This window comes from Methylomonas lenta, from assembly GCF_001644015.1.
GTDB classification, from domain to species: Bacteria; Pseudomonadota; Gammaproteobacteria; order Methylococcales; family Methylomonadaceae; genus Methylomonas; species Methylomonas lenta.
In genome coordinates this window covers 78,403-102,262 of the sequence record NZ_LUUI01000102.1, presented here as the reverse complement: position 1 = coordinate 102,262, position 23,860 = coordinate 78,403, and the positions used below count along the sequence as shown (strand labels likewise).

At 44.3% G+C, this 23,860-nt stretch carries 21 protein-coding genes; 8 read left to right on the top strand and 13 right to left on the bottom strand.

Annotation, left to right across the window (positions count from 1 at the left end):
- Positions 1-101 precede the first annotated feature (101 nt).
- Positions 102-1,091: a PstS family phosphate ABC transporter substrate-binding protein gene (locus A1359_RS11135; RefSeq protein ID WP_157200534.1), complete on the bottom strand. Its 990-nt coding sequence runs from the start codon at positions 1,089-1,091 to the stop codon at positions 102-104.
- A gap of 122 nt (positions 1,092-1,213) precedes the next feature.
- On the bottom strand, positions 1,214-1,714 hold the full coding sequence (locus tag A1359_RS11130; protein WP_066982473.1) for a dihydrofolate reductase: 501 nt from the start codon (positions 1,712-1,714) through the stop codon (positions 1,214-1,216).
- Positions 1,715-1,771: 57 nt separating this feature from the next.
- Here A1359_RS11130 and A1359_RS11125 point away from each other — a divergent pair, with 57 nt between their 5' ends.
- Complete coding sequence (locus A1359_RS11125) at positions 1,772-2,782, top strand: asparaginase domain-containing protein (protein WP_066982437.1); 1,011 nt, start codon at positions 1,772-1,774, stop codon at positions 2,780-2,782.
- 21 nt (positions 2,783-2,803) lie between these two features.
- On the opposite strand, the gene A1359_RS11120 is transcribed toward A1359_RS11125, so the two are convergent.
- The 7 genes from A1359_RS11120 to gmk form a co-directional block, all read right to left on the bottom strand.
- Positions 2,804-5,917 carry an efflux RND transporter permease subunit gene (locus A1359_RS11120; protein WP_066982433.1) on the bottom strand — a complete coding sequence of 1,038 codons (3,114 nt, stop codon included), beginning with the start codon at positions 5,915-5,917 and terminating at the stop codon, positions 2,804-2,806.
- Positions 5,914-6,984: an efflux RND transporter periplasmic adaptor subunit gene (locus A1359_RS11115; RefSeq protein WP_066982430.1), complete on the bottom strand. Its 1,071-nt coding sequence runs from the start codon at positions 6,982-6,984 to the stop codon at positions 5,914-5,916. The genes A1359_RS11120 and A1359_RS11115 overlap by 4 nt, the downstream gene beginning before the upstream one ends.
- A gap of 45 nt (positions 6,985-7,029) precedes the next feature.
- The gene (locus tag A1359_RS11110) at positions 7,030-7,953 is read right to left on the bottom strand and encodes a hypothetical protein (protein WP_066982428.1); all 924 of its coding nucleotides are present in this window, start codon (positions 7,951-7,953) and stop codon (positions 7,030-7,032) included.
- A gap of 339 nt (positions 7,954-8,292) precedes the next feature.
- Entirely contained in the window at positions 8,293-9,639 is a 1,347-nt protein-coding gene (locus A1359_RS11105) for a DNA recombination protein RmuC (RefSeq protein WP_066982424.1), read from the bottom strand.
- Entirely contained in the window at positions 9,639-10,919 is a 1,281-nt protein-coding gene (gene hemL / locus A1359_RS11100) for a glutamate-1-semialdehyde 2,1-aminomutase (RefSeq protein WP_066982421.1), read from the bottom strand. The genes A1359_RS11105 and hemL overlap by 1 nt, the downstream gene beginning before the upstream one ends.
- A 78-nt stretch (positions 10,920-10,997) precedes the next feature.
- Positions 10,998-11,438 carry a hypothetical protein gene (locus A1359_RS11095; RefSeq protein ID WP_066982418.1) on the bottom strand — a complete coding sequence of 147 codons (441 nt, stop codon included), beginning with the start codon at positions 11,436-11,438 and terminating at the stop codon, positions 10,998-11,000.
- A gap of 21 nt (positions 11,439-11,459) precedes the next feature.
- Complete coding sequence (gene gmk, locus A1359_RS11090) at positions 11,460-12,074, bottom strand: guanylate kinase (RefSeq protein ID WP_066982415.1); 615 nt, start codon at positions 12,072-12,074, stop codon at positions 11,460-11,462.
- A 149-nt stretch (positions 12,075-12,223) separates the two neighbouring features.
- On the opposite strand from gmk, the gene dnaA reads away from it, so the two are divergent.
- The 7 genes from dnaA (at position 12,224) to A1359_RS11055 (ending at position 20,498) form a co-directional block, all read left to right on the top strand.
- The gene (gene dnaA / locus A1359_RS11085; RefSeq protein ID WP_066982413.1) at positions 12,224-13,540 is read left to right on the top strand and encodes a chromosomal replication initiator protein DnaA; all 1,317 of its coding nucleotides are present in this window, start codon (positions 12,224-12,226) and stop codon (positions 13,538-13,540) included.
- Between the two features lie 187 nt (positions 13,541-13,727).
- A complete protein-coding gene (dnaN, locus tag A1359_RS11080; RefSeq protein WP_066982411.1) occupies positions 13,728-14,831 on the top strand; it encodes a DNA polymerase III subunit beta in 1,104 nt (367 codons plus the stop codon).
- Positions 14,832-14,840: 9 nt separating this feature from the next.
- The gene (gene recF, locus A1359_RS11075) at positions 14,841-15,914 is read left to right on the top strand and encodes a DNA replication/repair protein RecF (RefSeq protein ID WP_066982408.1); all 1,074 of its coding nucleotides are present in this window, start codon (positions 14,841-14,843) and stop codon (positions 15,912-15,914) included.
- Positions 15,915-16,030: 116 nt separating this feature from the next.
- Positions 16,031-18,436, top strand: coding sequence for a DNA topoisomerase (ATP-hydrolyzing) subunit B (gene gyrB / locus A1359_RS11070; RefSeq protein WP_066982405.1), 2,406 nt, complete (start codon positions 16,031-16,033; stop codon positions 18,434-18,436).
- A gap of 123 nt (positions 18,437-18,559) precedes the next feature.
- Positions 18,560-19,174 carry a DUF5343 domain-containing protein gene (locus A1359_RS11065; RefSeq protein WP_157200533.1) on the top strand — a complete coding sequence of 205 codons (615 nt, stop codon included), beginning with the start codon at positions 18,560-18,562 and terminating at the stop codon, positions 19,172-19,174.
- Positions 19,171-19,752, top strand: a complete 582-nt coding sequence (locus tag A1359_RS11060; protein WP_198159329.1) for a Swt1 family HEPN domain-containing protein — start codon at positions 19,171-19,173, stop codon at positions 19,750-19,752. Before A1359_RS11065 ends, A1359_RS11060 begins: the two co-directional genes overlap by 4 nt.
- A 296-nt stretch (positions 19,753-20,048) precedes the next feature.
- Positions 20,049-20,498 (top strand): hypothetical protein, encoded by a 450-nt coding sequence (locus A1359_RS11055; RefSeq protein ID WP_066982399.1) that lies wholly within the window; start codon positions 20,049-20,051, stop codon positions 20,496-20,498.
- 197 nt (positions 20,499-20,695) lie between these two features.
- Here the strand turns inward: A1359_RS11055 and A1359_RS11050 are convergent, their stop codons facing one another.
- From A1359_RS11050 to A1359_RS11035, 4 genes are all read right to left on the bottom strand, one after another.
- Entirely contained in the window at positions 20,696-21,217 is a 522-nt protein-coding gene (locus tag A1359_RS11050) for a glycine zipper family protein (protein ID WP_066982396.1), read from the bottom strand.
- A 13-nt stretch (positions 21,218-21,230) separates the two neighbouring features.
- A complete protein-coding gene (locus A1359_RS11045; RefSeq protein WP_066982467.1) occupies positions 21,231-21,635 on the bottom strand; it encodes a hypothetical protein in 405 nt (134 codons plus the stop codon).
- Positions 21,636-21,870: 235 nt separating this feature from the next.
- On the bottom strand, positions 21,871-22,341 hold the full coding sequence (locus A1359_RS11040) for a DNA polymerase III subunit chi (protein WP_066982394.1): 471 nt from the start codon (positions 22,339-22,341) through the stop codon (positions 21,871-21,873).
- A complete protein-coding gene (locus A1359_RS11035) occupies positions 22,328-23,812 on the bottom strand; it encodes a leucyl aminopeptidase (protein WP_066982391.1) in 1,485 nt (494 codons plus the stop codon). Before A1359_RS11035 ends, A1359_RS11040 begins: the two co-directional genes overlap by 14 nt.
- Positions 23,813-23,860: the final 48 nt, after the last annotated feature.

The window sequence follows — 23,860 nt, the reverse complement described above, 5'->3', positions numbered from 1 at the left end:
GTTTAAAATCAAAATCCTTTACTAAGATATTGATTTTTTAAAGTATTCCGTAAGGCTTCCATGCCAAATATTTCCCTAAATCACTCATCCTTAAATGATAATTACTGAATTAAAGTCAACGCTTTTTCCACTGCTTTAGCAGGCAGTGGAATATAGCCGTCTTTAACAACGACTTGCTGACCGGTTTTTGATAACACCATTTTAATGAACTCTTTTTCTAGAGGCGCTAAAGGCTCGTTAGGTTTTTTATTGACATAGACATACAAGAAGCGAGACAGCGGATAAGCACCGGAAGTAGCATTCTCTGGCGTTGGCTCAACAAAAGCCGCGCCTTCTTTTGCTGACAATGGAATCGCTTTTACACCGGAAGTGGTGTAACCGATACCTGAATAACCAATACCGTTATTAGAAGTAGTCACCGCTTGCACGACAGAAGCAGAACCTGGTTGCTCGTTAACATTGCTTTTGTAATCACCTTTACAAAGTGCTTCGTCTTTAAAGAAACCATAGGTACCGGAAACCGAATTACGACCATACAATTGAATAGGTTTAGCTACCCAGCCACCTGTTAAGCCAGCTTCACCCCAAGTGCTGATGTCGGTTGCATAACCGCATTTGCGAGTAGAAGACATAATGGCATCTACTTGCGGAATGCTTAAACCTTTGACTGGGTTGTCTTTATTAACAAATACCGCCAAAGCATCAATTGCGACTGGAATTGCAGTCGGTTTGTAGCCATATTTACCTTCGAACTCGTCGATTTCGTTATCTTTCATTTTACGGCTCATAGGACCCAGGTTAGAAGTACCTTCGGTCAAAGCCGGTGGCGCAGTTGATGATCCAGCCGCTTGAATTTGAATGTTTACGTTAGGATATTGCTTGCCAAACTCTTCAGCCCATAACGTCATTAGGTTTGCCAGTGTATCCGAACCGACACTGGAAATATTACCGGATACGCCGCTAGCAGGCACATAATCTGGTAACGATGGATCAACAGTAGTGGGTGCAGCTTCTGCTCCGCCTGCCAAAAATGCTGTAGAAGCAAAGCCAAAGCCTAAAATAAGTGATTTCAGCTGAAATGTTTTTTTCATATTATTTCTCAATCAATGTTTAAAACCAGAATCTATACTGCCCTGTGAGCGTGACAATAGTATGAAGCAAATATGACAGTTTTATGACAACAGCTAATTGTAAGCCGCTACCCGGGTTTTTACTATCCTTTAAGATCGCCTTGCCGGGCCAGTTTTATAAAGCTATAGGTAAAATCAACACTCGCATCATCTGCCACATCTTCCCGACTGAGCTGCTGCCAACCAGCATCCACGATCTGGGGGAAAAAGGTATCGCCGGTAAATGGCTTATCAATTTGAGTCAGATATAAATAATCTGCTTCCGGAAGCAATGCTTCATACAGAGTCGCACCACCGATCACAAATAATTCAGCACTGTTTTTAGCATAATCCAGCGCGCACCCGATATCAGTAAATACCCGACAGCCAGCTTGTTGATAATCCGCATTTCTGCTGATGATTAAATTCTCACGTCCGGGCAGGGGCCGGCCGATGGCTTCAAAGGTTTTACGACCCATTAAAATCGGCGAACCCAGCGTAATTTGTTTGAAACGTTTTAAATCAGCCGATAAATGCCAGGGCATTTGACCATTTAAGCCGATAGCACGATTACTGGCCATCGCCACGATCAGTGAAATTTTCATGTGTAATGTTTTAAGATGCACAGCTTCTAAGATTATGGCTGCGCATCTTACTATTTTATGAAAAACATATTGTTGGTTTTTACCGGCGGCACTATTGGCTCGCAACTCCAAAATGGCACGATCGATACCCATCAAAATGCTGGCTTTAAACTGATCCAGTTATTTCAACAACATTACCCCAATCAAAATCAGCTTAGCTTTAAAACCATCCAAACGGAACAAATTCTTAGTGAGAACTTGCATCCGCAATTTTGGCAACAGGTCATTGCTACGATAGAAGCTGAAGTTTTAGATAATGTTGACGGTGTCATCATCACGCACGGCACTGACACGCTCGCCTTTAGCGCTGCAGCTTTAGGGATTTATTTCAATCAAATCAAAATCCCCATATTGCTGGTTTCCAGCAATATGCCATTGGAAAACCCAAATGCCAATGGTTTGAAAAATTTTATCTGTGCGGTGGATTACATCCGGCAAAAGCAGGCAGCGGGTGTATTTGTACCCTATCAAAATCCAGGTCACCCCATGCATTTACACATTGCTACTCGCATCAGTAGCTGCCTGCCGCTGAGCAGTGATTTTATCAGTGTGCAATCCAAACCTTATCTGTTATTTGAAAACGGCAAATTTACCCACCAACACGAACTGCCAACAAGAATGACCCCAAGCTATCCGCTTAAAAAACAATTTGCCAATATTCTATTGATAAAACCCTATCCAGGATTGAATTACAGTCACTTCAATTTGGATAACATTGATGCAGTACTACACGATTTGTATCACTCCGGTACTGCCTGCACCTCGGAGCAATGGGGCCAACAGCATAGTCTGCTTGTTTTTAGTGAACATTGTCACCATCGCAATATTCCTCTGTTTCTGGCACCCAGCATCAAAACCGATGCCCTATATAGTACAACTCAGCAATTACTTACCCATAATACAAAAATGATCTGGAATACTTCGCTGGAAAGCGCGTATGCCAAACTCGCATTGGCATACGCAAACTTTACCGACAATCAAACAATTGATGATTTTCTGATGCGAGATATTGCTTGGGAACAAGTTTAAATAATCACCATTTCTTTTTCATCAGCGACCCACTCTAAACCAGGCGGCATACAACGCAGGTAAAAACAGCAAGGTTAATAATGTGGCTACCGTTAATCCACCCATAATCGCAACCGCCATGGGACCAAAAAATGCGCTTTGGGTGAGTGGAATCATGGCCAAGATGGACGCAGCGGCAGTCAGTACGATAGGTCTAAATCGGCGTACGGTGGATTCTACGATGGCATCAACATCGCTCAATCCGGCGTGTTTATCCTGATCGATTTGATCGACCAAGATTACCGAATTACGCATAATCATACCGGACAAGGCAATGGTGCCCAGCATGGCGACAAAACCAAATGGCTGATTAAAAAGCAACAAAAACAACGTGACGCCTATCATGCCCAAAGGCGCGGTTAAAACTACCAGCGCCACTCGGGAAAAGCTTTGTAATTGAATCATCAATACCGTCAACACCGTCAAGATAAATAACGGCATTCCCGCTGCAATAGAATCACTGCCTTTGGCCGATTCTTCCACCGCCCCGCCGGTTTCCAGCCAATAGCCAAGTGGCAGTTTACGTTTAAAATCCGCCAGTATTTCTTCAACCTGATCTGAAACTGTTGGTGCTTGCATGTTGCCATATAAATGCCCACGCACTGTGATCGTAGGAATTCGGTTACGCCGCCAGATTACACCCTCTTCAAAACCATAATCAAAGCTGGCAATTTGTGACAATGGCACACTTTGGCCGCCGGAAATTGGAATCATTAGATTGGGCAAGCGAGACAAGTGTCGACGCTCGGTTTCTGCGCCGCGAACCAACACATCAATACGCTCTATACCTTCTCTAAACTCCGTAACATATAAACCCTTTAAAGCTCCATTGACTAAATTGGCAATATTATTCGAACTGATCCCTAACAAGCGGGCTTTGGATTGATCAACCTCTACTCTGACCACTTTTACCGGTTCTTCCCAATCCAGTTGCACATTGGATAGATAAGGATTTGCGCGCATGATTTGAGCAACTTGCTGCGCCAAGGCTTTAAGCGTGGCGATATCCGGTCCGGAAACCCGAAATTGCACTGGAAAGCCGACCGGAGGGCCATTTTCCAAACGCAATACACTGGCACGCAAACTGGGGAAATCTTGCTCGAACAATTGAATCAATTGCTTACGTAAACGCTCCCTATCTTTTGCACCGTCAGTCAAAATAACGAACTGGGCAAAATTACGCTGTGGTAATTGCTGGTCCAGCGGCAGATAAAACCGTGGGCTACCGGTACCGATATAAGCAACATAATTTTCGATACCGGTTTGCTGATCAAGCCAGGCCTCCAGTTTTTTGACTTCGGTTTCGCTGGCGGCATAGGACACACCTTCAGCCAGGCGTAAATCCACGATTAATTCCGGACGCGTTGAGTCGGGGAAAAATTGTTGCTGTACCAGGGAAAATCCAGCCATGGATCCGATAAATAAACACAAGGTAATACCAATCACCCACCAACGCTGATTGACGCAGATACTTACTAATCGTCGAAAATAACGATAAAAAGGTGACTGATAAGTCTCGTGCTGCCGGTTTTCCTGATCAACACTGTCTGTTTGTGGCAGCCATTTTTTTAACCAAACTACGATTCGAGGAGATTGCTGTTTCTTACCGGTAAAATCCGGCAATATGCGGTAGCCCAGATAAGGTACAAAAATCACCGCAGCCAACCAGGACACCAGTAGGGCAATCACCACCACTTGAAAGATGGAGCGGGTATATTCGCCGGTAGTGGAGTTAGCCGTGGCAATGGGCAAAAAACCTGCAGCTGTGACTAAAGTACCACTCAGCATCGGCATGGCAGTTGAGGTATATGCAAAGGCTGCTGCACGGGTGCGCTCCCACCCCTGTTCCATTTTAGACGCCATCATTTCTACAGCAATAATGGCGTCATCCACCAGCAAGCCTAAAGCCAGAATCAATGCACCTAGCGAGATCTTGTGCAAACCTACATCAAATAAGTGCATCAACCAAAAGGTGATTGCCAACACTACCGGAATAGTAATCGCCACCACGATGCCGGTGCGCAAACCCAAAGACAACAAACTGACCGCCAAAACGATGATCACCGCTTCGCTGAGCGATCTTATAAACTCATTAATAGAGTGCTGTACAGCTTTGGGTTGCGAAGATACCGTGTTTAATTCCAAGCCGACCGGTAATTGGGCTTGTATCCGTTGAATGGTATTATCGAGATGAGTTCCGAGTTTGATTACATCGCCGCCCTCTTGCATGGACACGCCAATCAGCATGGCTTCCCGTCCGTTATATCGGACCTTTTCTTTTGCAGGATCCTCGTAACCCCGGCTAATACTGGCCACATCACCTAAGCGGAATTCATGACCGTTGGCGCGCAACCGAGTATCCCGTAATTCCTGTAACTGATCGTAACGTCCGCTGATGGCAATCCGAACCCGTTCCTGCTCGGAATCGAAATTACCACTGCTGGTCACCAAATTCTGCAGTTGTAAGGTACCCAGCAAGGTAGCGGTATCTATGCCTAAAGTGGCCAGTTTGGCATTGGATAAATCAATATAAATGCGTTGCTTCTGTTCGCCGAAAAAGTCGACTTTGGCTACATCTTTAATCTGCAACAATTCTGCTCTAACCACTTCGGCCTGACGCTTTAATTCGGCATAATCGTAACCATTGCCGGTCAGCGCATAAAGATTGCCATACACATCGCCAAACTCGTCGTTGAAAGCAGGCCCTTCGACACCATCAGGTAAGGTCGAACGAATATCCGAAATTTTTTTACGGGCTTGATACCAAATATTGTCGATTTCCTCAGGCGGCGCAGAATCTTTGGCTAACAAAAAAATCAGCGATTCGCCAGGACGGGAATAGCTGCGTAAATTATCCAGCCAGGGCACTTCCTGGAGTTTTTTTTCCAGCTTGTCTGTAACCTGTTGCTCCACCTCCGTAGCACTGGCACCTGGCCATCCGGTTCGAATAACCATCACTTTAAAGGTAAACGGCGGATCCTCCGACTGCCCTAAATGCGTGTAGGACATCATACCCACCAAAGTCAACATCAACATGGCATACAACACCAGCGCAGGATGCTTCAACGACCATTCTGATAAATTGAAGCGTCTCATGGATTTATCTGCGCTTGCACCGGACGCACCACCTGTCCTGGCACCAAAGTATGTACACCGGCTACTACTACCTGTTCACCTGTTTGCAAACCGTGAGTAATGATAATGCCATCTTCCCTAAACATACCGGTTTGCACCGCTCTGGATTCTACTTGACCGTTTTCCGGATTGACCACCCAAACTACGGTTTCTCCTGCATACTGGGTTACTGCCGGTAACGGTAAGAGCAGTTCTTGACTGTCTTTATTGTAAAAACGCACACCGGCCGTCATCCCCAAACGCACATTATTATCCGCATCTGGTAAGGCAACCCTGATTTGAAAAGTGCGGGTAACACTATCGGCAGCAGGCGCTACTTCGCGTACCTTGCCTTGATATAACCGAGTCGGTTCAGCCCATAATCGCACCTCGGCTGGCAGATTGATTTCAATGCCTTGCATACGCGACTCCGGCACAGCAATCGACACTTCTCTATCTTCCGGTTTAGCAATACGCACAACAGTCTCGCCTGCGGCAACCACTTGACCGGGTTCGGCGTGAATTTCGGTTACCACGCCCTCTCTTTCAGCCCGTAAATCTGTGTACGCAAATTGGTTATCCGATACAGAGGCCTGGGCTTGGGTTTGTTTGACCAAAGCAATCGCAGATTTAAGTTTAGCCTCTTGAATATCAATAGCCTGCTTTGATATGAATTTTCGCTGGTAAAGCTGTTGCAATCGATCAAGTTCTGCACGTGCCAATACCAAATCAGCTTGTGCTGATTGAACTTGTGCTTGAGCTGCTTTTGCCGTCAAGCCGGTATCCTGATTATCCAGTTTGGCTAAAATCTGACCTTTTTTAACCACAGCACCAACATCGACGTAACGTTTGATAATCTTGCCGCTGATACGGAAGCCTTGCGCTGTTTCATAACGTGAACGTATTTCCCCAATCAAAATAGTCGGCGATGCTGTGGTTTTTTCACCCACAGTCACCACTAAAGCTGGTCTTGGTGGTAACTGTGGCGGCTGGGTTTGTTCACATCCAAACAAAAACAAGCCACTTATTATCAACAAAAATATCTTCATTCAAATTCCTTTAAAGGCTTATCCAAATGGATTAAATCAGGACGACTATCCCAGAGACTTTATAATCAATTCCAAAGGTGCCAGTGAAATCAAAGCCCTAAATAAACAAGCATTGTCATTGACCAAGCCATAACATTCATAATCCAAGGCAGTCGAAAACTGTTCGCCAAAATCATGCTCTGCACTGTCTTCAGCAGGTTTGATCAAAATATGCAGTGCATCATTACTCTTTAATTGCGTAAGTTGTTGTCTATCGACACTTATTTTATGTGAGGTATACACCATTGGGTTATTCTCGAAATCATGGTGACTCTTTAAGGCTTTTTCTAGTAAAGCACTGGAAAGTAACGCACACGGAAACATTTCCGGAAATCCGACTTTGTCCTGCAGTTCATCAAAAAATTCAGTTTGATCGCGCAGGGAACCGCAGAGGAAATTTTTGGCATTACTAGTGGTCATGAATTTTCGTTTTAAAAAATGACCACTAGTCAAAAAACTACGATCGGCGTGTAATCGTAAATCCCCTAAATCAGAAAAATTTGCCTCAGCTAGATAAAGCGGCTGACTGCTTTCTTTTTTGTACCCCATTAAAGCTAACTTAGCATTGCTTTTTACCATGATCCGATTACTCAGTACCGGCTCAGACTGATTTTTGAATTGCGAAGCTTTTACCTCGACCTCGACAAACTGATCAGCCTTAATGGCGTTAGCAAACGAGAACTGATAATTACTGAAATTTAAGCCATGCTCTTCAATCAATGCCTGTTCATCCGCCTGGCGGCGAAAGTTAGCCATTTTGCCTTCAATGAGTGACTCCAGCTGAAAACCCAGTGTTATAGGTCCCTGAAAGGGATTGTCCTTGATTTTTTTCCAATTTTTACTGTCATGGAACAAATTAAAGTCGTCCGTAGAATTGCGAGTTACGTCGATATGAAGCTGAGTAAAAATGTCTGCATGGATATCGTGCATAACAGGCTCCTGTTGGTTTTCGATTAAAGTTGGCAAAATTATTAGGAATTTAGTCCACAGCTGTTGAAAGCTTGTGCACAAGAGTCTGTTAAATCTGTGGATAAAATAATGATAAAAATAGCCTGTAGGTTATCCACAATGGCATAACAAGTCTTAATCCTAGAAGAACACAGGCTTATAATTAAACCAAAACCATGATTCTTATAACAAAAAATAGGTTTTCCACAACACAAGCTCGTGCTAGTAGTAATAATAGATTTTAAATATCTATATATTGTTATTATTAGTTGAAATTGCTGGTTTATAAAAGCTCTATGCTAAACCGATTGCCAATTTCATTTATTCAGGTTCATTATCCATCTGCATTTGTTCGGTCAAGCTTTTCGGCAATTTCTTTTTGACTTTTACCCCCAATTCTTCAAAAGAACTGGCCTGACGCAATAAATTTCCACTGCCTGTACTGAGCTTGTTGACGATGCCATCGTAGGTTTTATGCACAGTGCTTAGTTGATTACCGAGCTTTTCGATATCTTCTGCAAAACCACGAATTTTGTCATATAAAGTGCCGGCTTTATCAGCAATCAAGCGGGCATTTTCATTTTGTTGTTCATATCGCCAGATATTCTGAATGGTACGCAATGTAGCCAACAGCGTGGTTGGGGTAACAACCACGATTTTATGCTCGAAAGCATCACTGAATAATTTTTCATCCGCTTGAAATGCCGCCATAAATGCAGCTTCTATAGGCATGAATAACAATACAAAGTCCAACGAACGCAAACCTTTCAGGCTGGAATAGTCTTTACTGCTAAGACTTTTGATATGGTTACGCACGGCTTCGGTGTGTTGTTTCAAAGCCTCAATACGTTGATGATCTTCTTCGGCTGAACAATAACGTTCGTAAGCCACTAAGGAAACTTTTGAATCGATAATCACATCTTTATTATCAGGCAAGCGGATGATGACATCGGGTTTGAACATCCGGTTATCTTGATCGCGCAAGTTAGCCTGCGTTTCATACTCAATGCCTTTGCGTAAACCCGATTGCTCTAACACTTTTTCCAGAATCATCTCTCCCCAGTTACCTTGGGTTTTATGATCACCTTTTAACGCACGGGTTAGATTTAAGGCTTCTTGATTCATTTTTTGCGTATCGCGACGTAGAGAGACTATTTCTTCACGTAAGGAAATGCGATCTTTAGTTTCGTTGTCATATACGTTTTCGACACGATTTTTGAATTCACCCAATTGCAACTTTAAAGGAGCTACCAAACTTTCGATACTGGTTTTATTGTGTTCGACAAACTGCTTGCCGCGTTCCTCAAAAATGCGGTGAGCCAAATTTTCAAATTGTGCTTTGAGTTGATTTTCCGCATCTTGCAATAAACGGATTTTTTCGGCGTTGCTTTTGTGTTGTTCTTGTTGGCGGGCGTTGAGATCGGCATTTTCGGTTTTTAGTTGTAACAGTTGTTGTCGCAAACTTTGTAGCTCAACTTCTTTTTGCTGCAATAAAACCAGCCGTTCCTCGGTAACCGCCAGCTTAATGTTTTGTTGTTGCAGTTGTGCCTGCTGATTTTCGATTAATTCGTTTTGTGCCCGACGACGGTTGCCCGCTGGCCAAGCACTTAAAACAAAACCCAATACTGCCGCTAGCAATGTCGCTAGCGGCCAAAGCCATTGATCCATCACAGGGTTTTAAAAACCGCTGCGGCAGCATCGATAGTGAATTGAATATCATCGTCGGTGTGTGCAGCTGAAACAAAACCGGCTTCAAATGCTGAGGGTGCCAAGTAAACACCTTGATCCAGCATGCCATGAAAAAAGCGTTTAAAGCGATCCTGATTGCATTGCATGACTTGCGCAAAGCGGGTGATGTGTTTTTCTTCGCTGAAAAATAAACCAAACATGCCGCCGACTTGATTAGTGGTAAAGCCAATGCCGGCTTGATCGGCCGCTTGTTGCAAGCCATTGACTAACTGGCTGGTTTTGTTGCTGAGATGGTCATAAAAATCCGGCGCCCCGATTAATTCCAGGGTTTTCAAGCCAGCAGCCATTGCCACCGGATTACCGGATAAAGTACCGGCTTGATAGACAGGACCCAGTGGCGCTAGATGTTGCATGATTTTCCGACTACCACCAAAAGCACCCACCGGCATGCCGCCACCGATGATTTTGCCCAAGGTGGTTAAATCCGGCTTAACCATGTATAAACCTTGGGCACTCTGCAAACTAACTCGAAACCCTGTCATCACTTCGTCAAAAATCAATACGCTGCCATATTGGTCACAGACTTCACGTAAGGTTTCCAAAAATCCGGCTTCCGGTGGAATGCAGTTCATATTGCCCGCTACCGGCTCGACGATGATGCAGGCGATTTTGTCACCCAATTCGGCAAAGGTTTTGCGTACATTATCACTGTCGTTATAGGTCAAGGTAATGGTATCAGCCGCCACTGATGCAGGTACACCCGGCGAACTGGGTACTCCAAAAGTCAAAGCACCTGAGCCGGCTTTCACCAGTAATGAATCTGAATGACCATGGTAACAACCTTCAAACTTGACGATTTTGTCGCGACCGGTAAAACCGCGTGCCAAACGTAAGGCACTCATCGTGGCTTCGGTACCGGAACTAACCATGCGTACCATCTCAATGGAGGGTAGCAATTGGCAGACTTTCTCTGCCATACGGGTTTCGATTTCGGTCGGCGCACCAAAGCTAAGACCTTTTTCGGCGGTTTGTTTAACGCTTTCGATCACCTCTGCATGAGCATGGCCCAGAATCATCGGCCCCCAAGAACCCACATAATCGACATAGCGTTTATTTTCGCTGTCGAACACATAAGCGCCTTGGGCATGATCAAAATACACAGGGGTACCGCCTACACCACTAAAGGAACGGACGGGTGAATTGACGCCACCGGGAATAAATTTTTTGGCTTGAGAGAATAAATCGCTAGCTTGGGTCATGATAAAGAATGTGAGTAGATAGAAAAAATAAAGGGCACGAAGAGACACTCTCCGTACCCTTGGCTAAATTGATGAAGCTTATTTTTTGCCGAAAATATGTGGGCCTTTAGGTTGCTGTTTGTTTTGCACACAAAAATAGGCTGCAGCATCAAATTTGATTTGTAGCGAGTGGGTATTTTCGTGCTCTTTCAGGAATTTTTTGGCTTCTTCGCTTGATAGGTCTTTCATCATATGTTTGGCAATACACATGCAATCTTTATCAAGGCGTGGTTTGTCGACATCCGGATTGTTCGAGCTTTTGAGTTCGCGTGCCACGCACTGATCTGAAAACTCATGCTCAAATTCATGTTTAACCACGTCAGTAACTATTTCATCATGGGTATGATCAAAAGGGTTATGTACAGGTTTGGTAGCTGTGGTTGGCGTTTTAGCTACAACTGGTTTATCGTCGGAACAAGCTGTTAAAAGTGTGACACTCATGCTAGTCAATAGCACAAATAAAATAGGTTTTATTTTCATAATAGTTAGAATGTTATAGTTTTAGTTGAGTAGGTTTTGCAGTAATGGAGCTAATCGCTGTTGTTGTGTGATCTGTAATAAACGATTGGCTGTGATGACACTTTTTAATTGATTAAAAGCCAGATCAAAATCATCATTCACAATCAGATAATCGAATTCTGGATAATGACCCATTTCCGTAACGGCATCCCGCATACGCCGAGCGATAATGTCATCACTATCTTGTCCGCGATTTTGTAAACGTTGTTTTAACACTTCAATCGAAGGTGGCAAGATAAAAATGGATAGACTGTCAGGTAGCAGCTTTCTGATTTGTTGCGCACCTTGCCAGTCGATTTCTAAAATTACATCCAAACCTTGCGCCAAATTATCTGCTACGGTTTTTTGTGCTGTGCCATAAAAATTATCGAATACTTGAGCATATTCCAGAAACGCCTGATCTTCGAGCATGGTTTGGAATGTATCGACCGAAACGAAAAAATAATCTCGTCCGTTGCTTTCTCCATTACGCATGTTACGCGTAGTATGCGAAACTGAAACCACCAGTTGATCCATTTCTGTTTGCAGTTTTTTTACCAGACTGGTTTTGCCAGCCCCGGACGGAGCAGAGATGATATAAAGTTTGCCTGTAATCATTTGATTTTGCTTATGCTCCAAAAGGTAAAGGTTTAATTAAGCTCAGCTGCCATTTTTTTCTGATATTGCTCAAGAGTCAAGCCAAAAACCGTCCAATAGGGGGGCTGTGGTATTATTAACGGCCTTTCTAACCCCATCTTTGAATGCCGATGAGCGCTATTTGGAACAATTGTCTGGCCAAGCTTGAACACGAAATCCCCACAACCGATTTCAGTACCTGGATAAGACCACTGCAAGCATTAGAAACCGATAGCGAATTAAAACTATTGGCGCCGAACCGGTTTATTATCGATCATATCAAGCAGCACTTTTTTTCCATTATCGAAGATGCGGTAAATGAATTTTCTAATGCTACTTTAGCCGTTCATTTTGAAATAGGCAGCAAAAAATCGCCAGCCATAAAAGCGCCTACCTTGATGAAAGCGCCCACGCAGAAAAAAAACCAGCCCAACTTTTTAAATAGAGCCTTTACCTTTGAAAGTTTTGTCGAAGGCAAATCCAACCAGTTGGCTAAAGCCGCATCTATGACGGTATCCGACAACATTGGCAAGGTCTATAACCCACTATTTATCTATGGCAACTCCGGTTTGGGGAAAACTCATTTGATGCATGCCATCGGCAATGCGGTTTTGCTAAAAAATCCTGATGCCAACATTGTCTATTTGCATTCGGAAAAGTTTGTGCAGGATATGGTGAAAGCGCTGCAACAAAACAGTATCAACAACTTTAAAGACTACTATCGCAACATTGATGTGTTGTTGATGGACGATATTCAATTTTTGGCCGGCAAAGAGCGCTCTCAGGAAGAGTTTTTCCATACCTTCAATAATTTGCTGGATCAAAAGCATCAGGTAGTGTTGACCTGCGATAAATATCCAAAGGAAATTCAAGGTCTGGAAGATCGCCTGAAGTCACGTTTTAGCTGGGGCTTGCCTGTCGCAATTGAGCCACCGGATCTGGAAACGCGCACAGCTATTTTGATTAAGAAAGCTGAACAAGTCGGTGTTGAGTTAGATCAAAAAGTTGCTTTTTTTATTGCTCAGCGCATACCCTCGAATGTCAGAGATTTAGAAGGCGCATTACGTCGAGTAGTTGCCAACTCGCAATTCACTGGTCGCGATATTACTGTGGAATTTACCAAAGAAGCTTTGCATGATTTGATTAGTCTGCAGGACAAATTGGTTAGCATCGATAACATCCAGAAAACGGTAGCTGACTATTTCAAAATTCGCTTGGCGGATTTATCTGCCAAAAGCCGTAAACAATCGTTGACGCGTCCACGGCAAATCGCCATGTGTCTAGCACGAGAGTTAACCTCTCATAGTTATCCTGAAATTGGCGATGCTTTCGGTGGTCGCGATCACACCACTGTTATCAATGCTTGCAAACGGGTTGCTGAACTAAAAGATAACGATGTCAAAATCGCTGAAGATTATAAAAACCTGTTGAGAACTCTATCGCATTAAGTGCGGATAAGTTGGGGATAAACTGAGCTGTAATTGTCCTTGTTGAGTTATCCCCAATTCATTAACAGACTAAAATTAAGTTAAACAACAAGATAAAAGCAGGCCAAGATAATGATTTTTATGCCTAAAATCAGCTTTTCAACAGATTTTTGTTCACTTAGTAATAACAATAAATAAAAATATCTATATGAAATTTATTATTAATAGAGATCAAATATTAGCGCCGCTGCAGCAAATCGTCAGTGTGATCGAAAAGCGGCAGACCATGCTAATCCTTTCAAATGTGCTGCTACAGATAGCTGATAACCAACTGGTGATAACCGGTTCCGATACCGAGATTCAAATAGTCTGCAAGCTCAACCTTGAAACCGAAGCAGAATCGGGAGACATTACCGTACCGGCGCGGAAGTTTTTAGATATTTGTCGCTTGTTACCGACCGGGGCAGAAATCAAGTTTGAATTACATGATGACAAGGTTAAATTAAGCTCAGGACGCAGTCGGTTTTCTTTGAGCACGCTTCCCGCAGAGCACTATCCAGAATTTAATGAATCAGAATTCGATTATCAGTTTTTGCTAAATGCCGGTAAGCTGAAGAAAGGTCTCGATAAAACCATATTTTGTATGGCTAACCAGGATGTACGTTATTACCTAAACGGTTTGATGTTACAAATCAGTAATACGCGATTGAAATTGGTGGCTTCTGACGGGCATCGATTATCGATATTTGAAGATGATATCGGCCAGAGTACCGGTTACGAAGCGCGCATTATTTTGCCAAGAAAGGCTGTGCAAGAGTTAAGTCGTTTGCTGGATGATGCTGATGCAGAATTGAATATCCAGTTTTCCAGTAACCACATCAAAATTTACTACAAGGATGTGGTGTTCTCATCGAAATTGATAGACGCCAAATTTCCGGATTTTGGCAAAGTGTTCAATCAAGCCTTTATGACGCCTATTCTGATTCAAAAGCAATTACTCAGAGATGCATTGACTCGGGTCGCTATTTTGACCAATGAAAAATTCAAGGGAGTAACCCTGGATATTGCCAATGATTTAGTCAAACTAAGCACTCACAATCCGGAGCATGACGAAGCTGAAGAAGAACTGGTTATCGACTTTCAAGGTCAGCCATTAAGTATTTCTTTCAACTCACAATACATGCTGGATGCTGTGACTAATCTGGATTCGGAATTGGCGGTGATTACTCTGGCCAGTAATGCCAGCACCTGTTTTATTGAAGAGCCGGAGCAGCCTTTATTTAAATTTATTGTTATGCCGATGCGCATATAGACTCAATTTATGACGTTGTTGAAACTGGATGTGTTCTCGGTCAGAAACATTCATTCGGCAAGTATTCAGCCGTCACCCGGCATCAATTTAATCATTGGTGCCAATGCCAGCGGCAAAAGCGCATTGCTTGAAGCTATCTTTATTTTAGGCAGAGCCCGCTCTTTCCGTAGTAATCATCTCAAACAAGCTATCTGTTTCGATCAGTCGCAAATGATCATTGCGGCACAGCATCGTCAGCCCAATGGTTCAGAGACCCGTTTAGGGGTTCAAGTAGATGCCAAGCAATGCGAAATTCGTATTGATCAAGAAAGTCGGCAAAAAGCCGATTTGGCGTATACCTTGCCCGTGCAACTAATCCATCCCAAAAGCTACCAATTGCTGGATGCCGGTCCACAAAATCGGCGTGAATTTCTGGACTGGGGTATCTTTAACCACAAGCGCCAATTTTTACCTGCCTGGCGCAAATTTAGTAAGGCACTGCAACAACGTAATGCTTTGCTTAAAACGCGTCAGATCAAACAGCTTTCTGCTTGGGATAAAGAATTAGTTGAGTACGGAGTTTTGGTTAACGAATTTCGGCAAGACTATATCCAATTGCTACAGCCTGAATTTTTACAAATGGCGGGACAATTTCTGGATACCACGCAGATTGAAATGCGCTTTAATTGTGGTTGGGATGACAAGCAACCCTTAGAACAAATTTTAAGATCGGATTTTGAAAAAGATTTGCGCTATGGCTATACCCATAGTGGCCCGCATCGGGCTGACTTTCTTACCTACCTCAATACAAGACTGGCTAAGGATTTTTTGTCACGCGGCCAACAAAAATTACTCGTGCTAGCCTTGCTACTATCACAAGTGAGTTTGTTGAATAACCAGGCCCAAAACAACTGCTGTATTTTGATTGATGACCTTGCTGCCGAATTGGATACAGAAAACCGGTCAAAATTGTTAAAATACCTCGCTGGAACAGGTTGTCAGGTATTTATGACCAGCACCGAGTTAACTAACTTCGGTGATTTAAGCCTTATAGATAATTATAAAGTGTTTCACGTGGAACAAGGTTACATCAAACAGCTTTAACGTTTCACGTGGAACAATAAAAACACACATCAAGCAGGTATCTTCTAGCTCTTTTGTTTGATAGACAGAAGCTGATACAGCATTGTTGTACAACACCAAAACTGGAATACAAAACCATGAGTGAGCAATACGATAGTTCGAATATCACAGTACTTAAAGGACTGGATGCTGTCAGAAAACGTCCAGGCATGTACATAGGCGATACAGACGATGGTTCCGGTCTACATCACATGGTGTTCGAGGTTGTCGACAACTCCATTGATGAAGCCTTGGCAGGTTATTGCAAAGGTGTCGATGTGGTGATTCATGAAAACGGCTCGATATCGGTTTACGATGACGGTCGCGGGATTCCAGTTGATATTCATAAAGAGGAAGGCCGCTCTGCTGCAGAAGTGATTATGACCGTGTTGCACGCTGGCGGTAAATTCGACGACAACGCCTATAAAGTCTCAGGTGGCTTGCATGGTGTCGGGGTATCGGTGGTTAATGCATTATCGGAAGAGTTAATCCTAAAAGTACGCAAGAACGGCAAGCTCTACATGCAAAAATATATGCTCGGTGAGCCAGTAGCGCCTATGGCGATCGTGGGTGACGCCGAAGGCAGTGGAACTTATATCAACTTTAAACCGAGCCCAACCATTTTTACCCATATCGAATTTCATTACGAAATTCTAGCCAAGCGACTGCGCGAGCTGTCGTTTCTTAATTCCGGTGTGCGGATATCTTTACGAGACGAGCGAACCGGCAAAGAAGATGTCTTTGAGTTTGAAGGCGGCATCAGTGCTTTCGTACAGCATCTGAATAAAAACAAAACCCCGTTGTTCGAAAAAGTATTTCACTTTCAAGCCGAGAAGGAAGGGGTGGTCGTGGAAGTGGCAATGCAGTGGAACGATTCCTATCAGGAAAACGTATTCTGTTACACCAACAATATCCCACAGCGCGATGGCGGCACCCATTTGGCCGGTTTTAGAGCGGCATTAACCCGCACTATCAATCAATACATTGAAAGCAACGGCTTGGCCAAAAAGGAAAAAGTAGCTACTACGGGTGACGATGCTCGTGAAGGCTTGACCGCCGTGTTATCGGTCAAAGTGCCTGATCCAAAATTCTCCTCGCAAACCAAAGACAAGTTGGTATCGTCAGAAGTAAAACCGCTGGTGGAATCGACCATGAACGAAAAGCTGCAGGAATTTTTACTGGAGCAGCCGCAAGTCGCCAAATCTATCGTCAATAAAATTATCGATGCGGCCCGCGCGCGCGATGCAGCGCGTAAGGCTAGAGAAATGACCCGCCGCAAAACCACTCTGGATATTGCCGGCCTGCCTGGGAAATTGGCGGATTGTCAGGAAAAAGATCCCGCCCTATCAGAATTGTTTATTGTGGAAGGGGACTCGGCGGGCGGCTCTGCAAAACAGGGTCGTGATCGCCGCACGCAAGCCATTCTGCCTTTGAAAGGTAAAATCTTAAACGTGGAAAAAGCCCGTTTCGATAAAATGATCTCATCCGAAGAGGTCGGTACCCTGATCACTGCCTTAGGTTGCGGGATTGGTAAAGATGAATACAACATCGACAAGCTGCGTTATCACCGCATCATCATCATGACCGATGCTGACGTCGACGGTTCACACATCCGCACCTTGCTGCTGACCTTCTTCTATCGTCAACTGCCGGAGTTGGTGGAGCGTGGACATATCTACATCGCCCAGCCGCCGTTGTACAAAGTCAAAAAAGGTAAGCAGGAACATTACGTCAAAGACGACAGTGCGTTGAACCAATATTTGATTCAATTGGCGCTGGATAAAGCCCAACTGCAAACAGACATCGATACCCCATTGATTCAGGGTCAGGGTTTGGAAAAACTAGCCACTGAATTTGCTGAGGTAATGGGGATTATTAATCGTTTATCCAGACGTTATGATGATTTGTTTCTGGAACAGATGACTTATCTGCCACCTTTGAATGACGAAACCAAAGCCGATAAGGATAAATTGAATGCCTGGATTAAACTGCTGGAAACCAACCTGAATACGGGTGATCACAAAGCGGTATTCAGCACCGAATTGAAATATCAAGACAGCGATGATTTCGATGTCACCGTCAATAAACGCCTGCACGGCATCACCAAAACCTTTGTCTTGCACGCCACCTTTTTTACCGGCAAGGATTACCAAAAAATTGCCCACTTTGCCGAACAAACCTTAAGCCTGTTTGGTGTTAATTCCTTGATGAAGATGGGCGAACGCGAGCAATCGGTTAGCACTTTCAAACAGGCATTCGAATGGATGATGAAGGAAGTCAAAAAAGGCCAGCATATTCAGCGCTACAAAGGTCTGGGAGAGATGAACCCGGAACAGTTGTGGGAAACCACCCTGGACGCCAACAGCCGCCGCTTGCTAAAAGTGACCATCAAAGACGCTGTCGGCGCCGATGAAATCTTCACCACCCTAATGGGCGACGTGGTTGAACCTCGCCGCGATTTTATTGTGAAGAATGCGCTGGATGTGGCGAATCTGGATGTTTGATTTTTGAGAATATTTTCCTGACTTGCTTTCCGTATATCGTCAGAAAAGGGATGATATACGGAAATGTATAATCACTTGTTATGCATCCAAGTAGTCTTCACCATAATTGAAGGAGTTAACAAATTGGCTTTAAGTAGTTCATATACTCAAGCATACGGAAAGTTGGAGGAATTTTTCAGTAAAATTCGTGACGGCCAGGCTCCCCCTTTGTTTACAAATCAGCTCCTTAAAGATTTGGGGTTTAAGTCAAATAATCATAGGCCTTATATAGCAATTATGAAGGCTTTGGGATTTCTTTCGTCTGATGGGAAGCCTACACAAAGATACTCTGACTATCGGGATCATTCGAAATCTAAGCTCGTCATGGGGGAAGGACTAAAGGAAGCTTATTCAGATATTTTCCTTATTAAGGAAAATCCAACGCAAGCGGACAAATCGACGATAGAGGGAAAGTTTAAGAGTTATCACAACGTCAGCGATACAGTTGCAAAACACATGACGAGCACTTTCTTTGCCTTATTGGCCTTAGCTGATTTAAATGGCCAATTAGCGGCAACTAGCGATGGGTCCGAAAAACAGGAAGAAGCTGCTGAATCCGAAATTCAAAATCCTGTTGCACCACAAATTAGTCATCTAGGAACGGGCCTGCATTACAATATCCAAATTCACTTACCCGCCACCAAAGATGTAGAGGTTTATAACGCAATTTTTAAATCTCTTAAGGAGCATTTGTATTGAAACACAAAGATTTACGAGATTTCTTGTTTCGTGGTTTGTTGTTTGAAGCAGAGGCTTCTGAGTTTCAAAAAGCTGGGATAAAGATTGGGGCAGACCAAACGGAAACAGAGCAACAGCTTCTGGCAGAAGCCTTAGCTCCTTTTCCAGTAGGAATTAGAAATAAGTCGTTAGAAATGGCTCGTCTATATTCGGTATTGTTCGCGTTTGAAAACCATGTAAGGGACTTTATTAGAGAAACATTAACAGAATCAGAAGGCGTTGACTGGTTAGATAAGTTACCCCAGAAAATTCGACAACATGCCGAAAATAGACAACAAACGGCTATAAAGGATTCCTGGTTAGAGGGCGAAAAAACAGATTTACTTGGCTTTTTAGATTTTGGTCACTTGGCCCAGTTGATTCTTACTAAGTGGGAGCATTTTGAATCGATAATTCCTTCGCAGCACTGGCTAAAGCAAAGAATGGATGAGTTGGAAAAGTCACGTAATTTTATAGCCCATAATAGAATGTTATTACCGAGTGAATTTCAAAGAATGTATATGTACATAGCTGATTGGAATCGAGTCGTTGGACTGTAAATGCATAACAGCCGCATTAACTCCGACCTTCGCCGCAATGCGGCTCAGCCGGGTTGTGCGGAGCGTTAAATGTACACGGAGAGACAATCACATGACAGAAAAATCTAAGTCCCCTTATCTCAAAGCAAGGCCGTAAGGTGCAATCGTAGGGCGTCAATAGGCGTAGCCGTATTGCGCCGCATGTTGGCTTTAAAAATCATTCGGCGTATTACGCTATCGCTAATACGCCCTACACGGGCTGGACGCTACGTAATAAACCCGCGTAGCGCCGATTAACTCTATCTTAGGTTATTACCATGGTTAGGCTGCTCTATCACGGCGTAAACAAGACAATGGACGCCGACAACCAAGGGGTGATTCGCCCAAAGGGATCAACGTCTAAGGTGGCAGCTAAGTATGATGGGAAAATTAGACATGACGGTAAGTTTTCCCATGGCTATAGCGAGGCAAATGCGGCCAGAGCTCAGCAGATAGACGGCAGTCCTTATGTCCCTCGTACCATCTCAACATCTAGTTCTGAAGCTATAGCAACGTATTTCGCAACAACCGGGAACACCGAAGATGGCTTCATATATGTAATTGATGCCGAACAATTAACGCAAGAAGGGGTACTTGATTTTGAGTTCGCTGACCCAGAGCATCCACATGAGCTGGAAGTCACTCTAGTTTTACAATTACACGACTTCGTTCCGCCTGTCCTCATTGTTAGAAAGTACGAGGTAAAAAGTGATTGGATGCAAACATAACAAGCGTTTCAATTTGACCTAAAGAAACTACACTCCTATCGTAAGGCCGTAGGGCGTCAATAGGCGTAGCCGTATTGCGCCGCATGTTGGCTTTAAATCATTCGGCGTATTACGCTATCGCTAATACGCCCTACGCGGGCTAAAGTTTTTTCCACATTTGTTTAGTCCGACATAGGCCTAATAACGTGCTTCTGTCTTTACTTTAACGGCGGAGGGGGTGGAGAGCCGGGTGGTGGCGGTGGAATCTGAGCGGCGGGTCTTGGGGTGGATTGTTGATTTTCATTCAGCAACTGCCCTGAAACCGGTACACGATGGCCTTTGGCATACATGCATTGAATATAGGCATTATCATAGCCTTCCTGGGTCGCTGTGGCCGCGCTACTGCCTTTGCTCATACCGACCGCACTTCCGGCCACCAATCCGGCTCCAGAGCCAATAGCGGCACCGCTACCGCCGCCGAAAGCAGCCCCGGCAGCAGCCCCAATTGCGGTTCCCACCACAGCGCTACCAACTCCACTGACTGCCGCTGCCTGATTGGCATTAGAACCACCGACTTGTCCGGAGGCAAATTGTTGACAAAGGTAATCATCTTGTCGAAATTGATCAAATGTCATTCTCGAACCCGGCAGCACCATCACACTTGGACCTGTTGGCATTTGTGCGCATCCTGACAGAAAAACCATCGCAGCCAACCCGATAAATCTAATCTTCTGTTTCATACGGTATCTTCCTTTATTGTGGTGGAATGGGGTCAACTTGACGCCAGCCATTCGGGCACTCTTGTACGTAAGGATAATAGCCTTCCGGATCGCTACAGTAATACCAAAAGCCTGGCGAAAGTGGCTGCGCAGGTTGAGGTTGACTGCGCTCGATATAAACAGGAGGATTCACAGGAACTGTAACAATTGCCGGTGGATAGTATGGGTAATAAGGTTGATAAGGGTAGGCGTAGTAAGGCCGGGAATAGAAGGGTGCACCGAAGTAAAAGCCAAAATTGGGGCCACGGTTATAGCCGTAATGACCACCACGACCATAATATCCGCCGCCTCCACGATGATAACGATCTGCATAAACATTAGTCGAACTGAGCAAGACCAAAGCAGTCAGCACTAGAAAAAAAAACCTTTTGTTATGCATCTTAATGCCCTCAAAACTGAATAATCTGACTGTCATAAAACCTATTTTTGCAAGATATCACTCGATTTAGAGCGATGTAAAATCTATGAAATAGATTATCGGCGATTGCTTATTATTGGCTTAAGGTAATGTCTGTCAGAGTTTATTTTGTGACGCTAGAAAATGTTGCGCGCCAAGATTTTTGCTTCAAAAGAAAGCTGCAGCGCTAAAAAATGCTATCAAGCAAGAAACAGAGTCAGGAGTGTGACTTAGTTTCCAGCCAAACGCCTGCTTCATTTTTATGGGTGGTAATTTCCAATCCGGCTTGCTGATAATGTCGATAACGTTGCCGTCCGGCCTGTTTGCTGGCTTCACTGTTATCCAGAATTTCCAGGATGCGTTCTGTAGGTTGGCTGGTGGCAGGAAAATGTGTGGATAGGTTGACGATGACTTTCTGCCAAGCTGTTGGAATATCGCTGCCGCCAATCAGGATGGTATTTTGAAGCGCAGGCGGCAAGCCTTGATAAAGCTGGTGGGGTACAAAACTACCGGCACGAAAAGTCCATAGTAGTTTATCGATTTCGTTGGCCTGTTCGTCGTTATCGGTTAATAGATAACAAAACTGGCCGCTACGATAAATCTTTTCAATCAATTTGCAGGCAAAGTCCTGGCGCTCATGCTGTGAGCTGGAGGCCAGGATATAAAAGATAACTTCAGGATGCTGCACGGTTAATCAGATATTGGCTCAATAAAGCGACTGGCCGCCCTGTTGCGCCTTTGGCAGCACCTGTGCGCCAGGCAGTGCCGGCGATATCGATATGTGCCCAGCGATATTTTTCGGTAAATTTGGACAAAAACACCGCAGCGGTAATGCTGCCGCCGTCCGGACCGCCAATATTGGCTAAATCGGCGAAGTTGGATTTGAGTTGTTCTTGATATTCTTCCCAAATTGGCATCCGCCACAACAAATCGCAAGCGGTTTCGCTGGCATCTAGCAAATCATCGCAAAGCTTGTCGTCGTTAGCAAACAAACCGCTGGGTACACGACCTAAGGCCACGATGCAGGCGCCGGTTAAGGTAGCCATATCGATAACGACTTCCGGCTCATACTTTTTGGCATAGGTCAGTGTGTCGCACAGAATTAAACGGCCTTCGGCGTCGGTATTTAACACTTCTATGGTTTTGCCTGCCATGCTGGTGAGGATGTCACCCGGTTTGTTGGCCGCGCCATCCGGCAGGTTTTCCGAGGATGGAATCAGGCCGACAATATTCAGATTAAGATTCAACAGGCTGGCGGCACGTAATATCCCCAAAACGCTGGCACCACCGCACATATCGTATTTCATTTCGTCCATGCCGGCGCCGGGTTTCAGGGAAATGCCGCCAGCATCGAAAGTCAGACCTTTGCCGACCAAGACTATTGGTTTGGTATGTGTATCGGTGCCTTTATATTCCAGACAAATTAATTTGGCCGGCTGACGACTACCGCGTGATACCGACAGAAAAGCACCCATTCCTAAGGCTTCCATATCGGTTTCTTCAAGGATTTCGCAGGTTAAATTTTCGTGCTGACCGGCTAAAACCAGTGCCTGTTCAGCCAGATAAGTGGGGGTGCAAATGTTACCGGGCAAATCAGCCAATTGCTTGGCCAATGCCATACCTTGGGCAATTGCGATACCTTGTTGTAAACCGGTTTCTGCTAGCTGTTTGTTGGTATCATTGACGATGATATTCAAGCTTTGCAATGGGGTTTTATCGTCACATTGTTTGGTGGTGGTGTATTGATATAAGCCATCATTGACCACTTCGACGATTTGACGTGCCAGCCATTGGGCGTCGGCTTTTTCGATTTCTAGATCGAGCAAGGCGCAACTGACATTAACGACTTTACTGTCTTTTAATACCTTGGTGACTGCCGCTATAGCTTTACGAAATTGTTTAAGGCTGAGTGAGCCGCGCTTACCTAAGCCAACCAACACTACTCTTTCAATACTGCTATTCGGTAGATTATTGATTAACAGAGTTTCGGCATTTTTACCTTTGATGTCGCCTCGTGTAATCAGTTTGTTAATCAAACCATCTAAAAGCCCATCCAGATGGGTTGCAGCCGGGCTTAATTGTTGATTTTCGTAAATTCCGACCACAAGACAGTCGCTTTGTAGTTTGTCTAAGGTTACGCTTTCTATAGAATAGTCCATGGCAGTGTCTGTAAGTATCGTAAAGTGAGGGTTCCCGGAGCCGGGCTT

What these genes read in the sequence shown, in the direction of transcription:
- A1359_RS11135 (WP_157200534.1), bottom strand. Translation starts at nt 1,091, where the DNA reads ATGAAAAAAACATTTCAGCTGAAATCACTTATTTTAGGCTTTGGCTTT.
- A1359_RS11130 (WP_066982473.1), bottom strand. Translation starts at nt 1,714, where the DNA reads ATGAAAATTTCACTGATCGTGGCGATGGCCAGTAATCGTGCTATCGGC.
- A1359_RS11125 (WP_066982437.1), top strand. Translation starts at nt 1,772, where the DNA reads ATGAAAAACATATTGTTGGTTTTTACCGGCGGCACTATTGGCTCGCAA.
- A1359_RS11120 (WP_066982433.1), bottom strand. Translation starts at nt 5,917, where the DNA reads ATGAGACGCTTCAATTTATCAGAATGGTCGTTGAAGCATCCTGCGCTG.
- A1359_RS11115 (WP_066982430.1), bottom strand. Translation starts at nt 6,984, where the DNA reads ATGAAGATATTTTTGTTGATAATAAGTGGCTTGTTTTTGTTTGGATGT.
- A1359_RS11110 (WP_066982428.1), bottom strand. Translation starts at nt 7,953, where the DNA reads ATGCACGATATCCATGCAGACATTTTTACTCAGCTTCATATCGACGTA.
- A1359_RS11105 (WP_066982424.1), bottom strand. Translation starts at nt 9,639, where the DNA reads ATGGATCAATGGCTTTGGCCGCTAGCGACATTGCTAGCGGCAGTATTG.
- hemL (WP_066982421.1), bottom strand. Translation starts at nt 10,919, where the DNA reads ATGACCCAAGCTAGCGATTTATTCTCTCAAGCCAAAAAATTTATTCCC.
- A1359_RS11095 (WP_066982418.1), bottom strand. Translation starts at nt 11,438, where the DNA reads ATGAAAATAAAACCTATTTTATTTGTGCTATTGACTAGCATGAGTGTC.
- gmk (WP_066982415.1), bottom strand. Translation starts at nt 12,074, where the DNA reads ATGATTACAGGCAAACTTTATATCATCTCTGCTCCGTCCGGGGCTGGC.
- dnaA (WP_066982413.1), top strand. Translation starts at nt 12,224, where the DNA reads ATGAGCGCTATTTGGAACAATTGTCTGGCCAAGCTTGAACACGAAATC.
- dnaN (WP_066982411.1), top strand. Translation starts at nt 13,728, where the DNA reads ATGAAATTTATTATTAATAGAGATCAAATATTAGCGCCGCTGCAGCAA.
- recF (WP_066982408.1), top strand. Translation starts at nt 14,841, where the DNA reads ATGACGTTGTTGAAACTGGATGTGTTCTCGGTCAGAAACATTCATTCG.
- gyrB (WP_066982405.1), top strand. Translation starts at nt 16,031, where the DNA reads ATGAGTGAGCAATACGATAGTTCGAATATCACAGTACTTAAAGGACTG.
- A1359_RS11055 (WP_066982399.1), top strand. Translation starts at nt 20,049, where the DNA reads ATGGTTAGGCTGCTCTATCACGGCGTAAACAAGACAATGGACGCCGAC.
- A1359_RS11050 (WP_066982396.1), bottom strand. Translation starts at nt 21,217, where the DNA reads ATGAAACAGAAGATTAGATTTATCGGGTTGGCTGCGATGGTTTTTCTG.
- A1359_RS11045 (WP_066982467.1), bottom strand. Translation starts at nt 21,635, where the DNA reads ATGCATAACAAAAGGTTTTTTTTTCTAGTGCTGACTGCTTTGGTCTTG.
- A1359_RS11035 (WP_066982391.1), bottom strand. Translation starts at nt 23,812, where the DNA reads ATGGACTATTCTATAGAAAGCGTAACCTTAGACAAACTACAAAGCGAC.